The organism is Leisingera sp. CC-HEC093 (assembly GCF_059429195.1).
On sequence record NZ_JCAIJR010000001.1, the window covers coordinates 1877536 to 1894026 of the forward strand.

At 62.2% G+C, this 16491-nt stretch carries 16 protein-coding genes and 1 pseudogene; 14 read left to right on the forward strand and 3 right to left on the reverse strand.

The genetic code is table 11. The features are described from left to right. Positions 1-67 precede the first annotated feature (67 nt). The 3 genes from AC5STB_RS09065 (at position 68) to AC5STB_RS09075 (ending at position 2115) form a co-directional block, all read left to right on the forward strand. Entirely contained in the window at positions 68-1006 is a 939-nt protein-coding gene (locus tag AC5STB_RS09065; protein WP_495442603.1) for a LysR family transcriptional regulator, read from the forward strand. Between the two features lie 100 nt (positions 1007-1106). Beyond that, complete coding sequence (locus AC5STB_RS09070) at positions 1107-1817, forward strand: PhzF family phenazine biosynthesis protein (RefSeq protein WP_495442604.1); 711 nt, start codon at positions 1107-1109, stop codon at positions 1815-1817. A 58-nt stretch (positions 1818-1875) separates the two neighbouring features. Continuing rightward, complete coding sequence (locus AC5STB_RS09075; protein WP_495442605.1) at positions 1876-2115, forward strand: hypothetical protein; 240 nt, start codon at positions 1876-1878, stop codon at positions 2113-2115. A 328-nt stretch (positions 2116-2443) separates the two neighbouring features. Here AC5STB_RS09075 and AC5STB_RS09080 read toward each other — a convergent pair whose 3' ends face one another. From AC5STB_RS09080 to AC5STB_RS09090, 3 genes and pseudogenes are all read right to left on the reverse strand, one after another. Then, the gene (locus AC5STB_RS09080; protein WP_495442606.1) at positions 2444-2899 is read right to left on the reverse strand and encodes a thioesterase family protein; all 456 of its coding nucleotides are present in this window, start codon (positions 2897-2899) and stop codon (positions 2444-2446) included. Then, a pseudogene (locus AC5STB_RS09085) lies at positions 2899-3792 on the reverse strand (amidohydrolase family protein). Before AC5STB_RS09085 ends, AC5STB_RS09080 begins: the two are co-directional and overlap by 1 nt. Beyond that, positions 3789-4790 (reverse strand): ester cyclase, encoded by a 1002-nt coding sequence (locus AC5STB_RS09090; protein ID WP_495442607.1) that lies wholly within the window; start codon positions 4788-4790, stop codon positions 3789-3791. The pseudogene AC5STB_RS09085 and the gene AC5STB_RS09090 overlap by 4 nt, the downstream one beginning before the upstream one ends. A 174-nt stretch (positions 4791-4964) precedes the next feature. On the opposite strand from AC5STB_RS09090, the gene AC5STB_RS09095 reads away from it, so the two are divergent. From AC5STB_RS09095 to AC5STB_RS09145, 11 genes are all read left to right on the forward strand, one after another. Further along, positions 4965-6017, forward strand: coding sequence for an ABC transporter ATP-binding protein (locus tag AC5STB_RS09095; RefSeq protein ID WP_495442608.1), 1053 nt, complete (start codon positions 4965-4967; stop codon positions 6015-6017). 78 nt (positions 6018-6095) lie between these two features. Beyond that, the gene (locus AC5STB_RS09100) at positions 6096-7331 is read left to right on the forward strand and encodes an ABC transporter substrate-binding protein (RefSeq protein ID WP_495442609.1); all 1236 of its coding nucleotides are present in this window, start codon (positions 6096-6098) and stop codon (positions 7329-7331) included. Positions 7332-7400: 69 nt separating this feature from the next. Next, complete coding sequence (locus tag AC5STB_RS09105; RefSeq protein ID WP_495442610.1) at positions 7401-8429, forward strand: carbohydrate ABC transporter permease; 1029 nt, start codon at positions 7401-7403, stop codon at positions 8427-8429. Continuing rightward, entirely contained in the window at positions 8429-9310 is an 882-nt protein-coding gene (locus tag AC5STB_RS09110; protein WP_495442611.1) for a carbohydrate ABC transporter permease, read from the forward strand. Before AC5STB_RS09105 ends, AC5STB_RS09110 begins: the two co-directional genes overlap by 1 nt. Positions 9311-9443: 133 nt before the next feature. Continuing rightward, positions 9444-9971 carry an ester cyclase gene (locus AC5STB_RS09115; RefSeq protein ID WP_495442612.1) on the forward strand — a complete coding sequence of 176 codons (528 nt, stop codon included), beginning with the start codon at positions 9444-9446 and terminating at the stop codon, positions 9969-9971. A 55-nt stretch (positions 9972-10026) separates the two neighbouring features. Then, complete coding sequence (gene hisD, locus AC5STB_RS09120) at positions 10027-11358, forward strand: histidinol dehydrogenase (protein WP_495442613.1); 1332 nt, start codon at positions 10027-10029, stop codon at positions 11356-11358. An 83-nt stretch (positions 11359-11441) separates the two neighbouring features. Continuing rightward, positions 11442-12497 carry an ester cyclase gene (locus AC5STB_RS09125; protein ID WP_495442614.1) on the forward strand — a complete coding sequence of 352 codons (1056 nt, stop codon included), beginning with the start codon at positions 11442-11444 and terminating at the stop codon, positions 12495-12497. Beyond that, positions 12497-13261: an SDR family NAD(P)-dependent oxidoreductase gene (locus AC5STB_RS09130; protein ID WP_495442615.1), complete on the forward strand. Its 765-nt coding sequence runs from the start codon at positions 12497-12499 to the stop codon at positions 13259-13261. Before AC5STB_RS09125 ends, AC5STB_RS09130 begins: the two co-directional genes overlap by 1 nt. Then, complete coding sequence (locus AC5STB_RS09135; RefSeq protein WP_495442616.1) at positions 13261-14289, forward strand: LacI family DNA-binding transcriptional regulator; 1029 nt, start codon at positions 13261-13263, stop codon at positions 14287-14289. Before AC5STB_RS09130 ends, AC5STB_RS09135 begins: the two co-directional genes overlap by 1 nt. Beyond that, entirely contained in the window at positions 14286-15275 is a 990-nt protein-coding gene (locus tag AC5STB_RS09140) for a nuclear transport factor 2 family protein (protein ID WP_495442617.1), read from the forward strand. The genes AC5STB_RS09135 and AC5STB_RS09140 overlap by 4 nt, the downstream gene beginning before the upstream one ends. A 163-nt stretch (positions 15276-15438) precedes the next feature. Next, positions 15439-16398: a cupin domain-containing protein gene (locus AC5STB_RS09145; RefSeq protein WP_495442618.1), complete on the forward strand. Its 960-nt coding sequence runs from the start codon at positions 15439-15441 to the stop codon at positions 16396-16398. Positions 16399-16491: the final 93 nt, after the last annotated feature.

Sequence of the window (16491 nt, forward strand, 5' to 3'; positions counted from 1 at the left end):
CATGAATTGCCGTCAGCATGATCCATCCCTTGCCAGGAATACATTGATATAACTATGATCCCGATTCATGAAACAGACCGACATCCTGCTGCCCAAGCTGATCCAAAGCTCGCCCTTACTGGAGGCAATAGCCGAGGAGCAGAACTTTACCCGCGCCGCGGAGCGTCTCGGCATTGAGCAATCGGCGGTCAGCCACAGGATCAAGGCGCTGGAGGAAGCGATCGGAGTGCCGCTGTTCGACCGCACAACCCGCCGGATCACGCCGACAGACGCCGGCCGTATCCTGTGTGACGCCGCACAGCACAGCGGCAGCGCCTGGCGCGCAGCCCTCACCCGGCTGCATGACCTCAAGACCAGCCGCAGCCTGCGCCTCTCAGTGTCTTCTTCGGTGGCGATGAAATGGGTTGTGCCCGCCCTGCAGCGCGCTCAGGATAGCGGGCTGGATCTTCTGGTCGACGTGGATGATCGGCTGGTCGACCTGCACGCAGGCGAGGCCAAGGCGGCAATTCGCTATGGCTTGGGCCCCTATCCCGGGCTGCATTCCGAGCCTCTGCTGCAGGCGGTTCTGCTGCCCGTCAGCCGGCCCGGCTATCTTGGGCCAGTGCCACTGCAGGACTATTGCCGCCAGCCCGGCGCCCGGCTTCTGGTGGATCGCTTCGGCGAAAGCGACGGCACCGGCTTCAGCTGGCAGGAATATTTTGCCGGCCGCGGCTGGGATATTGAGTTCGAACGCTCCATCAACGCCTTTGCCCGTGCCGATCTTGCCATCCAGGCTGCCATTGGCGGCATGGGCATTGCGCTCGGGCGCAGCCTGCTGGTGGAAAATGATCTTGAGGCTGGATTCCTGGAAGTTGTTGGCAAGCCGGTGAAATCCCGCGCCCGCTACTGGCTGGTCACCACCCCCGCCAATGCTGCCACCGATGGGTATCAGGCGTTGCGCCAGTGGGTTCATGAAGAGATTTCAGTAATCCGCTCGCAGCAATCAAAGCTGTTCAGTACGGGCTGATCCCCATGTTCATGAGGCGGGCTCATGTACATATGGTTCGCCCCGCGCCCTGTTTCTGAGCTAGCCAGCAGGCAGATGCTCAGTTCAGCGGGGGTGCGGCATGCACTATGTCTTATGCGATGTTTTCTCGGACGGCCCGTTCTCCGGCAACAGCCTGGCGGTTTTCCCCGAGGCCCTGGCACTGGACGGCCGGCAGATGCTGCAACTGACCCGGGAGCTCAAGCAATTTGAATCCGTCTTTCTGACCGGGCCCGTCCTCGTAAACGGCAGCCGCCCCCTGCGGGTTTTCGATCTGGAAGAGGAGCTGCCGTTTGCCGGCCACCCTTTGCTGGGCGCCGCGGCCGTGCTGCATCACCTGGAGCAGCCCGCAGAAACGGCTGAGACCGCCTTTGCCTTGGGAGACCGCCAAGTGACTCTGCGTTCCGCCCGCTGCGCCGCCGGGTTTGACGTTTGGATGGATCAAGGAAAGCCGCTGTACCTGGCAGAGCTGAACGGCCCCGCCGCGCGGGAGCTTGCCAGCTGTTTCTCGCTGGCGCCGGACATGATCTATTCCGAGGAAGCGCCCGCGCTCGAGAACGCTCTCCATCGAGAGTTTGCCGAACGCCGCATCAACATGTCGAATATGCGGAAAGAGTTTTTCCGGGTTAGCCTCAAGGAGGTCGAGGAAGCGGTTGGCCGTTTGGCGCCGGACGCGAGCTTCTTCACCGCCCGCGAGGCGCAGGAGTACCAAGAGACGCTGGCGCGCCGTCGCGAGACTCTCGAAGCACAGATCCAGCAGGGCCAAGGCCAGTCGCTCCCCGCCGAAATATGAGCGTGAAGGAGTGCCGTGATCAAAGTGGCGCAAGTTGTATAGCAAACAACTAAAGCGAATGACGGCTAACAGGAAGCTGCACCGCAGCAAGGAGAAGAAGGTTGAATGTCCTGTGTGGGTGGCGCCTGCATTGCAAGCGTTTTCTGCAGTGATCGCGGCGGTCCGTCAGTACGGTCGTGTGTTCGGCCTGTTTACGCAGTCAGTGTTGAGGGCTGCTGGCCTTGGTGATTTCCGCAAGCAAGGTTTCTATCGGCTAATGCTGACGCGACTGGAAGACTGTCGGCAGTCGGCTGCTTGACCGGATAACCTGCTAGATATGCAAGACGAATGACGTGATGATGCGGAATCAAGTCAACCAAGAGCCAGGAAACTCCGGGAATGTCCGTGGCCCTATGAGGCCGTAGAGCCGATTGGAACCTTGCTTGCGGAAATCATCAGGGCCAGTGGCAGACCGCCACGAAAACAGGCCGGACAGACGACTGCACTGACCAAAACGCCGCTGAAACCACCAAAAAATGTCTTGCAATGCAGGCGCCATCCACAGAGGACATTCCCACCTGATTGAAATGGCAAAGCCCAACCTGGGGGCCAACTGAGGTTTCAGCCCTGGATCATTAAATCACTGCCTAAAGTGACAGGCGGCGCGATCGTCTGGGCAGTTCTGCAGTCTCTCCTTCGGGCAACCGGGCGGCCTCAAGCTTCTGAAAGATCTCTTCCGGCATGGGCATCGCATGCGGTTGGGGGTGCTGGCAAACGTGCAGCTCCATGAACTCGCCTACACTGGCCAAATCAGTGCCGCTGAGCATCTGCATATGCAGATGAAACCGCTTGCTGTCGCATCCAATGACGCGGGTTTCCACCCGGACCCGGGCAGCCTCCTTCACCTCGCACAGAAAGAACTTGTGATCCTCCAGCAGGTAAATGGTGCAGCCGGTGCGCTTGCGGTAGGCCGCGTCAAACCCGACTTCGTCCTGAAAGGCATCTACCGCCAGACTAAAGACTAGCCCATAATAGCTGTCCCGCATATGGCCGTTGTAGTCGATCCACTCGGGCAGGATATCCGTTTCAAAGCTGTAGACCATCAGTGCCTCTTCTGCGCAGGTTGTGCCAAGCCGTAGAACCGCGCCGCTGTTTCGCCCAAAACCGCGGCGTGCTGCTCTGCCGTCACAAGCGCGCGGTAGGCCTCGGCGAGGGCAGCGTAGCCGGAATACAGGCTGTCGACCGGGAAGTTCGATCCGAACATGCAGCGCTCCGGCCCGAACTGTTCCAGGCAGGTGTCGACCAGCGGGCGGATGCTGTCCTGGGTTCAGTTGTGTTCGAACATTCCCAAACCGGACAATTTGCAGGTCACATTGGGCAGCGCTGACAGCTGCCTCAGCGCACCCGCCCAGGCGGCGATGCCTGCCGGGCTCCTGTCATGCGGCGAGCCTGCATGGCACAGCGCCACCTTCGTGTCCGGCGCCTGCGCCAGAACCGCGGCGGTTTTTTCCATCAGCTCCGGCAGCAGCTGCAGGTCAAAGGACAGCCCGCGCCGGCCCAGCTCCCTCAGCCCGTCCTGAAACCGGGGATCATCCAGCAGCGTGTTGGTGCCGGTCAAAGCGTCCTCGCCCGGTGCCCGGCCGACGATCTGACGCACGCCGCGCACCGTGGACAGGCTTTGGAACCGGTCCAATTGCGCGTTCCAGTCCGGTGCGGCCAGATCGCAGAACACCACCTGCACCATCGGCCAGTCCGGATTGGCACGGGCGGCGCCGTCGACCCATTGTGCCTCCTGCCAGCCGTCGGCAGCGCCAACCTGTATATGCACAGACGCGCAAACGCCCTGCGCTTCCGCATCCCGGCGGAACTCGCCGATCAGATAGTCCCGCTGGATTGGCGCAGGATCGCCAAAGAACCGGCGGGCACCTGTTTCCATCAGCCAGGGATAATGAACCGCCTGCAAATCCCAGAGGTGATGATGCGCGTCGACGATCATGGCTTCTCAATCCCGGTTGTCCGCGCCAGAATATCCACGCCCTGCTGGTTCCAGAAGTGAAGCAGGTCGATGAATATCCAGTTCTCCGCCAGCTTGTCCCCGTCGCGCCGGTAGATGTCGATCACCCGGAACTCGCCGGTTTTGCCGGTGGCCGGCATCCCCATGAACCCGCCGGTGTGTCGGGCGGTGAAATTCGGCCAGCCGAAGAAGCCGCCGTAGTGCCCCTCGGCCATCCGGCAGATGTGGCCGGTCTTGGAGCGCTCAGTGAAGGCGGCGCGGAACGGGCCGGAGTGCTGTTTGGCATAGCGCTCGATCGTGTAGGTGGCGCCAATGCCTGAGGGCCCCCACCAGATCATGTCGTCGTGCCAGGTGCGGGCCAGTTCCTCTTCCAGTGTCATGTTGCTGTCCCATTGGCCCAGGTCGGAAATCATCGCCTCAATCGCGGCAAGGGTCTTTGTCCCTTCCTCCGGCGGCTGCGGGTCGAGCAGCAGGCCGCCATGCGTGACCGGCCCCGGCTGCACCAGCTGCGCGCCGGTCTGGACCGGAAACGGCTGCAGCCCGGCCTGCAGCATCAGATGCGGGATGTCGAAGTACATCGCGGTTTCAACGATCCTGCCGCCCGCGACCCGGTGAAATGCGCAGTAGCGCAGGAACGCCATCTTGCGGGTCGGGCGGATGCCCAGCCAGGCACCGTCATGCAACCCCATCAGATGCCCCATCGAGCAAACCCAGACGCCGCCGGGATCGTCAAAGCGGTTTGCCCCGGCAAAGAAGACATCGACGCGGCGCTGTGCCCGGGTCAGTGCCTGTCGCAGCGGCATCCAGAACCGCCGTCCGGCTTCCTCCGGCCCGCGGATCTCACCAAAGGGATGAAACCCTCTCCATAACAGGTCCGGGCTGCAATGCTGCGCCATGATTCCGGGGATATCCGGCACCTCCGCCTGATCCAGCGCGGCATAAAATGCCCGGACCACTTGCTTTTCACCCTGAAAGCTCATTCTTGATTTCCCTTTTGGTTCAGCGGCTTCATGGAACATCGACAGCATTTGAATCACCGCTCCTTTGGCAATATTGCATACGTATGCAAAAAAGTCTTGCCAGATTTGATACGACAGGAATACAGTTTTGCAAACGTATGCAAATGTTGATTCTCCTGGGGAGGGAGCCGCGGTATGGCAGAGATACAGCTTCGCAATGTCGGCAAGCGCTGGGGCAGCTTCGTTGGCGTTGAAAACTTCGACCTGACCATTGCCGACAAGGAGTTTCTGGTGCTCCTGGGGCCGTCGGGCTGCGGCAAGACCACCACTATGCGGATGATTGCGGGGCTGGAGGATGTGACCGACGGTGAAATCCTGATTGGCGGCGAAATGGTCAACGACCGAGAACCCAAAGACCGGGACGTGGCGATGGTGTTCCAGTCCTACGCGCTCTATCCTAATATGAACGTCTACGAAAACATCCGCTTCCCTCTGAAGGTGCGCGGCATTGACCCGGCCAGCCATGACGAGCGTGTCATGCAGGCGGCCGACCGGGTCGAGCTGCGCGACTTCCTGCACCGCAAACCGGCCGAACTGTCCGGCGGCCAGCGCCAGCGCGTCGCCCTGGCGCGCGCCATCGTGCGCAAGCCCAAGGTCTTCCTGATGGATGAGCCGCTCAGCAACCTCGACGCCAAGCTGCGGGTCTCCACCCGCGCCCAGATCAAGAACCTGAGCCACGACCTGCAGGCTACCACCATCTATGTGACCCATGACCAGATCGAGGCGATGACGCTCGCTGACCGGGTGGTGGTGATGAAGAAAGGCGTGGTGCAGCAGGTCGGCGCCCCGACTGAGATCTACGACCGTCCTGCCAATACCTTTGTGGCAAGCTTCATCGGCTCCCCGGCAATGAACCTGATGGAGGGTGAGGTTTCGGGCGGGGTGTTTCGCGCCGAAAATGTGGAAATCGCCGGCGTGGCCGCGCCGGACGGCCCGCTGACGCTGGGGTTCCGCGCAGAAGATGCGGGGCTGGCAGTGGATGGCAACGGCCAGATCAATGCGCCGATCTACACGCTCGAACTGCTGGGCGATGCCACCATGATCTCCGTGCGCGTCGGAGGCGCTCTGGTTTCGGTGAAAACAGACAAGAGTTTCCGGGCGGAAATCGGCGACAGGGTGTCGCTCTCCGTGCCCTCTGAAATCTGCCACCTCTTCGAAGCAGGAAGCGGTGCGCGGCTGGAAAGGTAAGCCAGCATTCTGCCCTTGTGCGCGCACAGGGTTCAAGGGGCCGATTTCATGTCTGCGGCCCGTAAATGGGAGGAAATAATGTCAGTTAAGAAGCTAACCGTGTTCAGCGCCGCAGCTGTGCTCTTGGGATCCGCAGCCTATGCTGGCTGCGGCCTCAGCAGCGGCAGCGTCAGCATTCTCGGCAATGAGTTTGCAGCAATCCAGGCGGTTGCCGCTGGTGCCAAGCAATGCGCTGGCGATGGCGTGACGGTCGAGAGCAACCTGAACAAGGACTACCGCGAACTGCAGGTCGCGGCGCTGACCGCGAACCCGGCGCAATATACGACTGTCACCACGACCAACGCGGCCATCGTGCCCTTGCTCAGCGGCAATCTGATCCGGCCGCTGGACGACCTGATCGCCAAACACGGCCAGCGCCTTGGCAAGAACCAGTTGATCACCATCGACGGCAAGGTCATGGCGGTTGCCTTCATGGCCAACGCCCAGCACCTGTTCATCCGCGAGGACATCCTCAAGGAAGCCGGCGTCGAAGCCCCCAAGACCTATGAGGAGGTCATTGCGGCCGGCAAGGCGATCAAGGATGCAGGGCTGCTGGATTACCCCTTTGCCACCACCAGCAAGACGGGCTGGGATCTGGGCGAGGAATTCGTGAACATGTACCTCGGCCACGGCGGTGAATTCTTCAAGCCGGGCACCGCCGAGCCAAGCATCAACAACGAGGCCGGCGTTGCTGCCCTGAACACGCTGAAGGCGCTGACCGAACTGTCCAACCCGGATTACCTGACCTTTGATTCAAACGCGGTGCAGGCATCCTGGGAAGCAGGCGACGTCGCAATTGCCCATCTCTGGGGCTCCCGCGGCACCGGCATGCTGGACAATGAAGGCTCCACCGAAGAAATCGTCAGCAACACCGCACTGATCTCTTCGCCGACCGTTGCGGGCGGCGATGTCCCTGCGTCAACCCTGTGGTGGGACGGCTTCGCGATTGCCAGCAACATCAGCGACGAGGACGCCGAGGCGAGCTTCATAGCCATGCTCAACGGCATCAGCACCGAAGTCGTGCAGGCCAACAATGACGCCGCAGTTTGGCTGGTTGAAGGGTATGAGCCGACACCGGCCTCTGCTGGCGTGTTCGCAACCGCAGAAGGCAAGGCCAAACCCTACCCGATGCTGCCGTTCATGGGGCTGATGCACTCAGCACTTGGTGCGGAGTTGACCGAATTTTTGCAAGGCTCCGAAACCGCAGAGCAAGCGCTGGCAGATGCCGAGGCCTCCTACGTCGCGGCTGCCCGGGAAAAAGGCTTCCTGAACTAAACCCGCCCCCTTTGGCAGAGCCGGCCGCTCCGGCTCTGCCCCTCACGCAAGCGAACGGGACGACCTGCGATGCGCCATAAAACCTTCCTTTGGTTCATTCTGCCCAGTCTGGCAGCGATGTTCCTTTTCATTGCATTGCCGCTGGTATCGGTTGTGATCCAATCCCTTCACATCGAGCATGAACAGGTGATCGTGACCTCCGAGAATTGCGGTCCGTTCGGCTGCACCGAATCCAGCTCCGTCGACACCGAAGCAACCGCACAGCTCCGCGCCGAACAGCCGCTTGGCCGGTTTGCGGGTCTCAGCACTTATTTCGACCGCGGCCACCTGGCGACTGCGGAAATTGCCCAGGCCTGGCGAAGCCAGGACACATGGGGCGGCTTCTTCTCCGAGCTTTACAACCTGCCGTTCTACAAGGCGCTGGCCTTCACGCTGACATATACCTTCCTGGTGACTCCGCTGGTCATCGTGCTGGGGCTGATGATCGCCCTGGGGGTAAACCGGCTGACGCCGGTGCTGAAGGGGCCAACCATCTTTGTCTCCCTGCTGCCGATGATCATCACCCCGCTGATCGGTTCCTTGATCCTGTTCTGGATGATTGATGCCCAGGGGGTGATCGGCAAGACGCTGCAGTGGCTTTTTGACGATCCGGATCTGTCGCTCAAGGCATCGCCTGCGCTGACCTGGATCACCCTGCTGGTCTACGGCGTCTGGAGCTCCGCCCCCTTTGCCTTTGTGGTCTTCTATGCCGGGCTGCAGACGGTGAATTCTGACTCGCTCGAGGCCGCGATGATCGACGGGGCCACCCGCTGGCAGCGGATCCGCTATGTGGTGATCCCGCATCTGACACCGCTCGTGGTGTTTATCTCGCTGATCCAGCTGATGGATAATTTCCGGGTGTTCGAGCCGATCGTCGGCTTCTCTGCCCAGGCCAATGCAACCTCGCTGTCCTACATCATCTTTGCGGACATGCGCAGCGACCTCACCCGCTTCAACTCCGCCGCGGCGACCTCCGTGCTGACCGTGATCGGCGTTGCGATCCTTCTCGCCCCCGTTCTCGTCCGCACCTGGCGCGACTTCAAAGGAAAGGCTGCCTGATGTCCAGCGTTGCAAACCGCTCCTCCCGGTCCGTCATCATCTTCTCATCGGCCTTCGTCCTCCTGTGGGTCATTGTTGCCTCCTTTCCGTTCCTTTGGACGCTCTGGGGATCGTTCAAGGTTCAGGCCGATTTCTTCTCCAAGGCGGACTGGCGCAATGCCCTATGGGGTACCCGCACCCTGATTGAAACCGGCGGCACTTTCACCGGTGCAGGCTATGACGGGGCGTGGATCCAGGAAGAGTTCTGGCGCGCCGCACTCAACACAATGATTGTTGTGTTCTTCACCGTCATCATCTCGCTGACTTTCGGGACCCTCGGCGGCTATGCACTGGCGCGCTCCGGCCACAACTATGCCTTCTGGCTGCTGATGATTGCCCTGGTGTTCCGCGCCATGCCGCACATTACCCTGGTCTCCGGCTACCTGCTGCCGTTCTTTGAGTGGAACCTCTGGGGCCACCTGCCGACGGCCATCATCGTCCTGGTGGCGATCAACCAGCCCTTCACCCTTTGGATGCTGCATTCTTTCTTCCTCAACATCCCCAAGGACCTGGACGAAAGCGCCAAGGTCGACGGCTGCACCCAATTCCAGGCCTTCCGCCACGTGATCATCCCGGTGATGTGGCCCGGCGTGATTACCACCGGCCTGTTCTCCTTCCTGCTGGCGTATAACGACTTTGCCGTCACTGCGATGCTGCTGAGCGAGGAAAACCGCACCATGGTCCCCGCTATTGCCGGCTTCCTTGGCTCCACCCTGGAAGAAGGCAACGTGATGTTCGCGGTTGCCGCCGTGGTCTCCGCCACCGCCCCGCTGTTCGTGCTGGTGATGTTCTTCCAGCGCCAGATCGTCAGCGGCCTGACAGCTGGCGCGGTGAAAGGCTGATGAGCGCCTCCGCCCGCCACACTGCGGTTGCGCGCCACCCGGCGCTCAACCGGATGCCCAGGGATTTTCTGCCCGCCCGACAGTTTTTGCACTCCGCAACAACCTGACTGGCACCTAACAAAGGACAAGACACATGAAAGGCTCCCGCCCCGAGCAGGCCGTGCTGACCAAAGACACGGATATGAGCAAGACCGAAGACACCCGCCGCGTGATCGAAAACATGGTCGACGGGCTGAACGACCACAGGATCAGCGACATCGGCGAATTCTTCTCCGAAGGATTCCGCTGGATGGGCAACCAGGGCTGCGGCACCAAGACCGGGCTGAAGGAATTCCAGGACAACTGGCAGCGCCCGTTTCAGGCGGCGTTTTCAGACAAAGTCTGCATCGACGAGGCCCGCCTCTACATGGGTGAATGGGCAGCCGCCTTTGGCCGCCAGGAGGCGACCCACTCCGGCACTTTCCTGGGCATCGCGCCCACCGGCAAGCGGGTCGAGATCCGCTACATGGACTTCTGGAAAGTCGTGGACGGCAAAATCGTGGACAACTGGGTGAACGTGGACTTCGCCCATGTCGCGGCCCAGCTGGGCGTAGATTTGTTCAACGGTGAAGGCTGGGAAGCCTTTGACCGCGGCGAAAAAACCGCTCCCCGCCCGGAATAATGACCTGCTTGCAGGCAGCCACTGGCTGCCCGCCCCTCCAGCCTGAGGATACTCCATGACCATCGAATACCTGAAACGCGGCAAACCGGAATCCGACCGGGCCGAAGACGACGCCAAGACCCGCGCCGTGGTGGAAGCCACCCTGAAAGACATCGAGACCCGCGGCGACGCCGCGGTTCGGGACCTGTCGGAGAGATTTGACAACTACTCGCCTGCGTCCTTCCGCCTCAGCCAGCAGGAGATCGACGCTCTGATCGCCCAGCTGAGCGACCGCGAGCTGGCGGACATCAAATTCGCCCAGGAGCAGGTCCGCAACTTCGCCCAGGCACAGCGCGACTCGATGCTGGACATCGAGGTGGAGACCCTGCCCGGCGTGATCCTGGGTCACAAGAACATCCCGGTGCAATCTGTCGGCTGCTACGTGCCCGGCGGCAAGTTCCCGATGGTGGCTTCGGCCCACATGTCGGTGGCCACGGCCTCCGTGGCCGGAGTGCCCCGCATCATCGCCTGCACCCCGCCGTTCAACGGCAAGCCCAACCCGGCAGTGATTGCCGCCATGCACCTGGGCGGCGCCCATGAGATTTATGTGATGGGCGGGATCCAGGCGATCGGTGCGATGGCGATCGGCACCGAGACCATCGATCCCGTTCACATGCTCGTCGGCCCCGGCAACGCCTTTGTGGCCGAGGCCAAGCGCCAGCTGTTCGGCCGCGTCGGCATTGATCTCTTTGCAGGCCCCACCGAAACGATGGTGATCGCTGATGAAACCGCGGCAGACGCGGAGTTGTGTGCAACCGACCTCCTGGGCCAGGCCGAGCATGGCTATAACAGCCCCTGCGTTTTGCTCACAAACTCCCGCAAGCTGGCGGAAGAGACCCTCTCCGAAGTCGAACGCCTGCTGGGCGTGCTGCCGACGGCCGGCACCGCCAAGGTCTCCTGGGAGGAATACGGCGAAGTTATCGTTTGCGACACTTATGACGAGATGCTGCAGGTTGCCGACGATATCGCCTCTGAGCACGTGCAGGTGATGACGGACCGCGACGACTGGTTCCTGGAGAACATGACCTGCTACGGCGCATTGTTCCTGGGCGCCCGCACCAATGTCTCCAACGGCGACAAGGTGATTGGCACCAACCACACGCTGCCGACCAAGAAGGCGGGCCGTTATACCGGCGGGCTTTGGGTCGGCAAATATCTGAAAACCCACAGCTATCAGAGGGTTCTGACCGATGAGGCGGCAACCCTGATCGGTGAATACGGCTCGCGGCTGTGCATGCTGGAGGGGTTTGTCGGCCATGCCGAGCAATGCAACGTCCGGGTGCGCCGCTATGGCGGCATCAATGTGCCCTACGGCGAGGCCGCACCCTACCGAGAGACGGGCGGGTAACGCGGCGCAGGGGGCTCTGCCCCCAGGCCTGCGGCTTCCCCCCCGGGAGTATTTGGGACCAGAAAGAAGCAGTACCTCAAGTGATGGAAACAGATGTACATAGCGGTAACAAAGCGGTTCTGACGCCGCTCCGCGCGGCGATGCGCGACTTTGCCGAGGGCCCGGTGCGGGCCGAGATGGAGCGTGTCATTGCTGCGGATGCTCGCCTGCACCTGTGCCATCCCTTTGGCGATCTGATTGGCCCCGGTGACCTGTATAAAACCGCCTTTGCGCCGCTCTTCGCCGCTTGGCCGGATTTGGAGCGGCGCGACTACATCGTTATGGCCGGCCGCGACGGGCACGGCTTTGACTGGGCCGGTTGCGGCGGGTATTATACCGGTACCTTTCTTGCGCCCTGGCTGGATATCCCGCCGACCGGTCATCAGGCCGCGATGCGGTTCCACGAATTCTACCGTTTCGATGGCGGCAAAGTGGTTGAGGTGCAGGCGCTTTGGGATATTCCCGAAGTGATGATGCAGGCCGGCGCCTGGCCGATGGCCCCGTCGCTGGGGCGGGAATGGCAGGTTCCGGGTCCAGCTTCGCAGGACGGGCTGGTGCCCGGCCCGCGTGATGCGGACCGGAGCGAAGCCAGCTGCCGCCATATCCTGAATATGCTGGAGCATCTGCAGCGCTACCCCAGCCAGGGCGGGCCTGACGTGATGCAGATGGAGCGGTTCTGGCATCCCCGCATGAACTGGTACGGGCCTGCCGGCATCGGCACCGCCCGGGGCATTGCGGGGTTTCGCAACTGGCACCAGATCCCGTTCCTGAACGCCATGCCGGACCGCGGCCAGCACTCTGGCGATCTGACATTCCATTTTTTCGGTGACGGGGAGTATGCAGCAGTCACAGGCTGGCCCAACATGCGCCAGACCGTCACCGCCGATGGCTGGCTGGGCATTGCGCCTGCAGGCAAACAGATCGAACTGCGTTCGCTTGATTTCTGGCGGCTGGAGAACGGGCTGATCCGCGAGAACTGGGTGCTGGTGGATCTTCTGGATGTCTACCGCCAGCTGGGCGTTGACGTCCTGGCCCGGCTGCGCGAGTTCAATAAGGCCCGCAACATGGGTCCAATAGCAATCCCGGATGGAATGACCTGATGCCAGAGCTGCCCCGCACCCCTTCCTTTGATCTGACCGGCAAAACAGCGCTGGTTACCGGTGCCTCCTCCGGCATCGGCCAGGCCTGCGCTGCGGCGCTGGCACAGGCGGGGGCCCATGTGGTCTGCGCCGCCCGCGGCGCGGACCGGCTGCAGGGGACTGTGGCAGCGTTGCAGGGGGACGGCGGCTCCGCAGAGGCGCTGGTGCTGGATCAGGCGGACCTCTCCGCCCTGCAGGAGGCGTTGCACGGCCGCGCTTTTGACGTAGTGGTGAATTCCGCTGGCCTGGCCCGCCACGGCCCGGCGGTTGAAACAACACCCGAAGACTTCGACGATGTGATGGGCATCAATCTGCGCTCGGCTTATTTCCTGTCCGCCTGGGCGGCGCAGAGCATGATGGCTGCAGGCAAACGCGGCTCGATCATCCACATCTCCAGCCAGATGGGCCATGTCGGCGGCATCGACCGGGCGGTCTATTGCGCCTCCAAGCACGCAATCGAGGGCATGGTGAAATCCATGGCCATCGAATGGGGCAAATCGGGCGTGCGCATCAACACCATCTGCCCCACTTTCATCAGGACACCGCTGACCGAACAGACTTTCTCCAGCCCGGAGCGTGCGGCCTGGATCATGGACAAGATCAAGCTGGACCGCATCGGCGAGGTCGAGGACATCATGGGTGCCGTGCTCTATCTGGCCTCGCCTGCCTCGGGCATGGTCACCGGCACCTCGATGCTGATCGACGGCGGGTGGACGGCAGACTGATGGTTGAAAAAGTCACCTCTCTCCAAGTCGCACAGCGTGCCGGTGTCAGCCAGTCTGCGGTCTCCCGGGTGTTCACCCCCGGCGCCTCGGTCAGCAAGAAGACCGCTGACAAGGTGAAAAAAGCCGCCGCCGAACTGGGCTACCGCCCCAATGTCCTGGCCCGCGCGATGGTGTCCGGGCGCTCGCGCATCATCGGGCTGGTCGTCGCTTACCTGGAAAACCAGTTCTACCCCGAGGCAATTGAGAAGCTGTCCAACGCTCTGCAGGAACACGGTTATCATGTGCTGGTCTTTCTCGCCTCGCAAACCTCGGGCAATGTCGAGGACGTGATGGAAGAGATCCTGGATTACCAGGTCGACGGCATCGTCACCGCTTCGGTCGCCATGTCCTCCGACATCGCGCGGCGCTGCCAGGACGCGGGGGTGCCAATGGTGCTTTTCAACCGCTCCCAGGACATCGAAGGCATCACCTCTGTCACCTCCGACAACTTTGCCGGCGGGCGCAAGGCAGCGGAATTTCTGCTGGCCGGCGGCCACCAGCGGATCGGCTATATCGCCGGCTGGGAGGGGGCCTCGACCCAGCGCGACCGCGAGGCTGGGTTTCTGGCCGCCCTGCAGGACGAAGGCGCGGGCCTTTTTGCCCGTGAGACCGGCGAATTCCATACCGGGACCGCGCGCGAGGCGGCCCGCAAGATGTTTTCCCGACCGGCACCGGAACGCCCTGACGCCGTGTTTGTCGCCAATGACCACATGGCCCTGGCGGTGATGGATGTGATCCGCTTCGAACTCGGCCTCTCAGTGCCCGGGGATGTCTCTGTCATAGGCTACGATGACGTGCCGCCGGCTGCATGGCCGGCCTACAACCTCACAACCGTACGCCAGCGTGCCAATTTGATGGTGGAGGAAACCGTCGCCGCGCTGCTGGAGCATATCGCCGCCCCTGAAACCGCTAGCCCAAGACGGGTTGCCATCGACGGACCGCTGATCGTGCGCGGCTCGGCACGCATACCCGAAGGATGGAACTCATGAAGGGTTTTGACCCGAAATTCCGCGACTTCCCCGGCTACATCATCGGGATCACCCACGAAATCTGGGAAAGCCGCGGCTTTGCAACTTTGCATGACTATTACGCACCGGATATCGTGGTGCGCATGCCCGGTTCGGTGTCCACCGGCAACCAGGGCGTGATTGCCGCGACCATGGCCACCCTGGCGGAATTCCCCGACCGTACGCTGCTGGGCGAGGATGTGATCTGGTCCGGCACGCCGGAAGAGGGGATGCTGTCCAGCCACCGCATCCTGTCGACCGCAACCCATCTGGGCGACGGCGCCTTTGGCAAGGCGACCGGCAAGCCGCTGGTCTACCGCATCCTGGCCGACTGCCACGCCCGCAACAATGCCATCGACGACGAATGGCTAATCCGCGACAACGGCGCGGTGGTCCGCCAGATGGGCTGGGATCCGGTGGAGTTCTCCCGCGATCAGATCGCCCGCGAAGGCGGCGCCGAGGCCTGTGTCAAACCGCTGACCCCGGCCAATGATCTGGAGGGCCCCTACAAGGGGCGCGGCAATGATAATGCCTGGGGACAGCGCCATGCAGATCTGCTGACCCGCATCATGAATGCGGATATGACTGTCATCAAAACCGAATACGACCGGGCGGTGCAGTCGGAGTACCCTGGCGGCGCCACCGGCCACAGCTATGATCCGGTGGAACGCTTTTGGATGGGGCTGCGGGCCTCGCTGCCCTCCGCGATCTTTACCATCCATCACCAGATCGGCCGCGACGATCCCAATATGCCTCCGCGCTCTGCCATCCGCTGGAGCCTGCATGGCCAGCATGACGGCTGGGGCAGTCTGGGTTCGCCATCAGGCGCCGAGCTGTATGTGCTGGGCATCAGCCACGCCGAATGGGGCGAGCTGATCGGCGGTGACATCAAGCTGCGCCGCGAATGGACGCTGTTTGATGAAATCGCCGTTCAAAAGCAGATTCTGCTGCATACGGGCGCAGTCTAAGTGATCGCCTTTGGCACATACCAGCTGGACAACCGGCAAGCGACACGCCGCTTTCACCGGCACCGCGCCTCGCTGCGCGCACGCCGGCTGAACCTGCGGCCGCCGGGATGATGGGGGCATTCTCCTCCCTCCCTCTTCATCCCGGCACAAAAGGATACCAGCCATGAGCACCATTCAATCCCGCATCGTCCGCTACGGCGAGCTGAAACCCTGCAAGACCGCCTTCATCGACGCCCACACCCCGGGCTCCGACCAGAAGGAGAACTTCACGATCATCGGCGGCGGCGTCAGCGAAAGCCCGGACCAGCATGTCCACATCACCGACAAGATCGGCTTCAACATCGGCGCGGCGGGTCAGCCGCCGAAATGCCGCAACAGCCTGCATTCCCACACCACGGCCGAGGTGTTTTTTGTGGCAAAGGGACGCTGGCGCTTCTTTTGGGGCCGTTATGGCACCGCGGGTGAGTTCATCGCCGAGGAAGGCGATATCTTCAACATCCCCACTGGCATCTTCCGCGGCTTTGAAAACGTCGGCCAGGACTACGGCATGATCATGTCGATCCTTGGCGGTGACGATGCCGGCGGCGGCGTCACCTGGGCGCCGCAGGTGATCGAGGACGCGCAGGCCCACGGCCTGATGCTGGGCAACAACGGCGTGCTGTATGACAGCAAGAAGGGCCAGGAACTGCCGCACAACGTGCAACCGATGCCGGTGCTGACCGAGGAGCAGCTGAAGGCCTACCCCGAGGTGCCGGTCGAAGATGTAATTGGCAGATATGTCGCCCGTTACTGGGATCTGATGGCCCTGGCGGCTGGCAAACCGGCTGTGGTTATCGGCGAGAACGGCCTGATCAAGGACAAGCCGGGCTTTGAGGTCGATTTCCTGGCCCGCGGCTCTGCCGTGGCGGATCAGGTCAAGGCGGAAAAGCCGGTGGTTCTGATGCCCGCCAGCGGCCATTGGCGGATCACCATCAACGAGGTTGAGACCACCCTGTCCAACGGCGACACCGCGCTGGTGCTGCCCGGCGAAAGCTACAGCGCCGAACCGTCGATGACCGGGAACGCGGGCCTCTACCGCATCACTGCCACCGACGATCCTGCCGGCGCCACCTGGCAAGGCTGACCGCAGTTTCCTCCTGTGCGGCGCCGTCCGCTGCACAGGGGGTGTACAGGGGGTGTACGCATGGCACCGCCCTGAAATTAGGGAGATTGGATG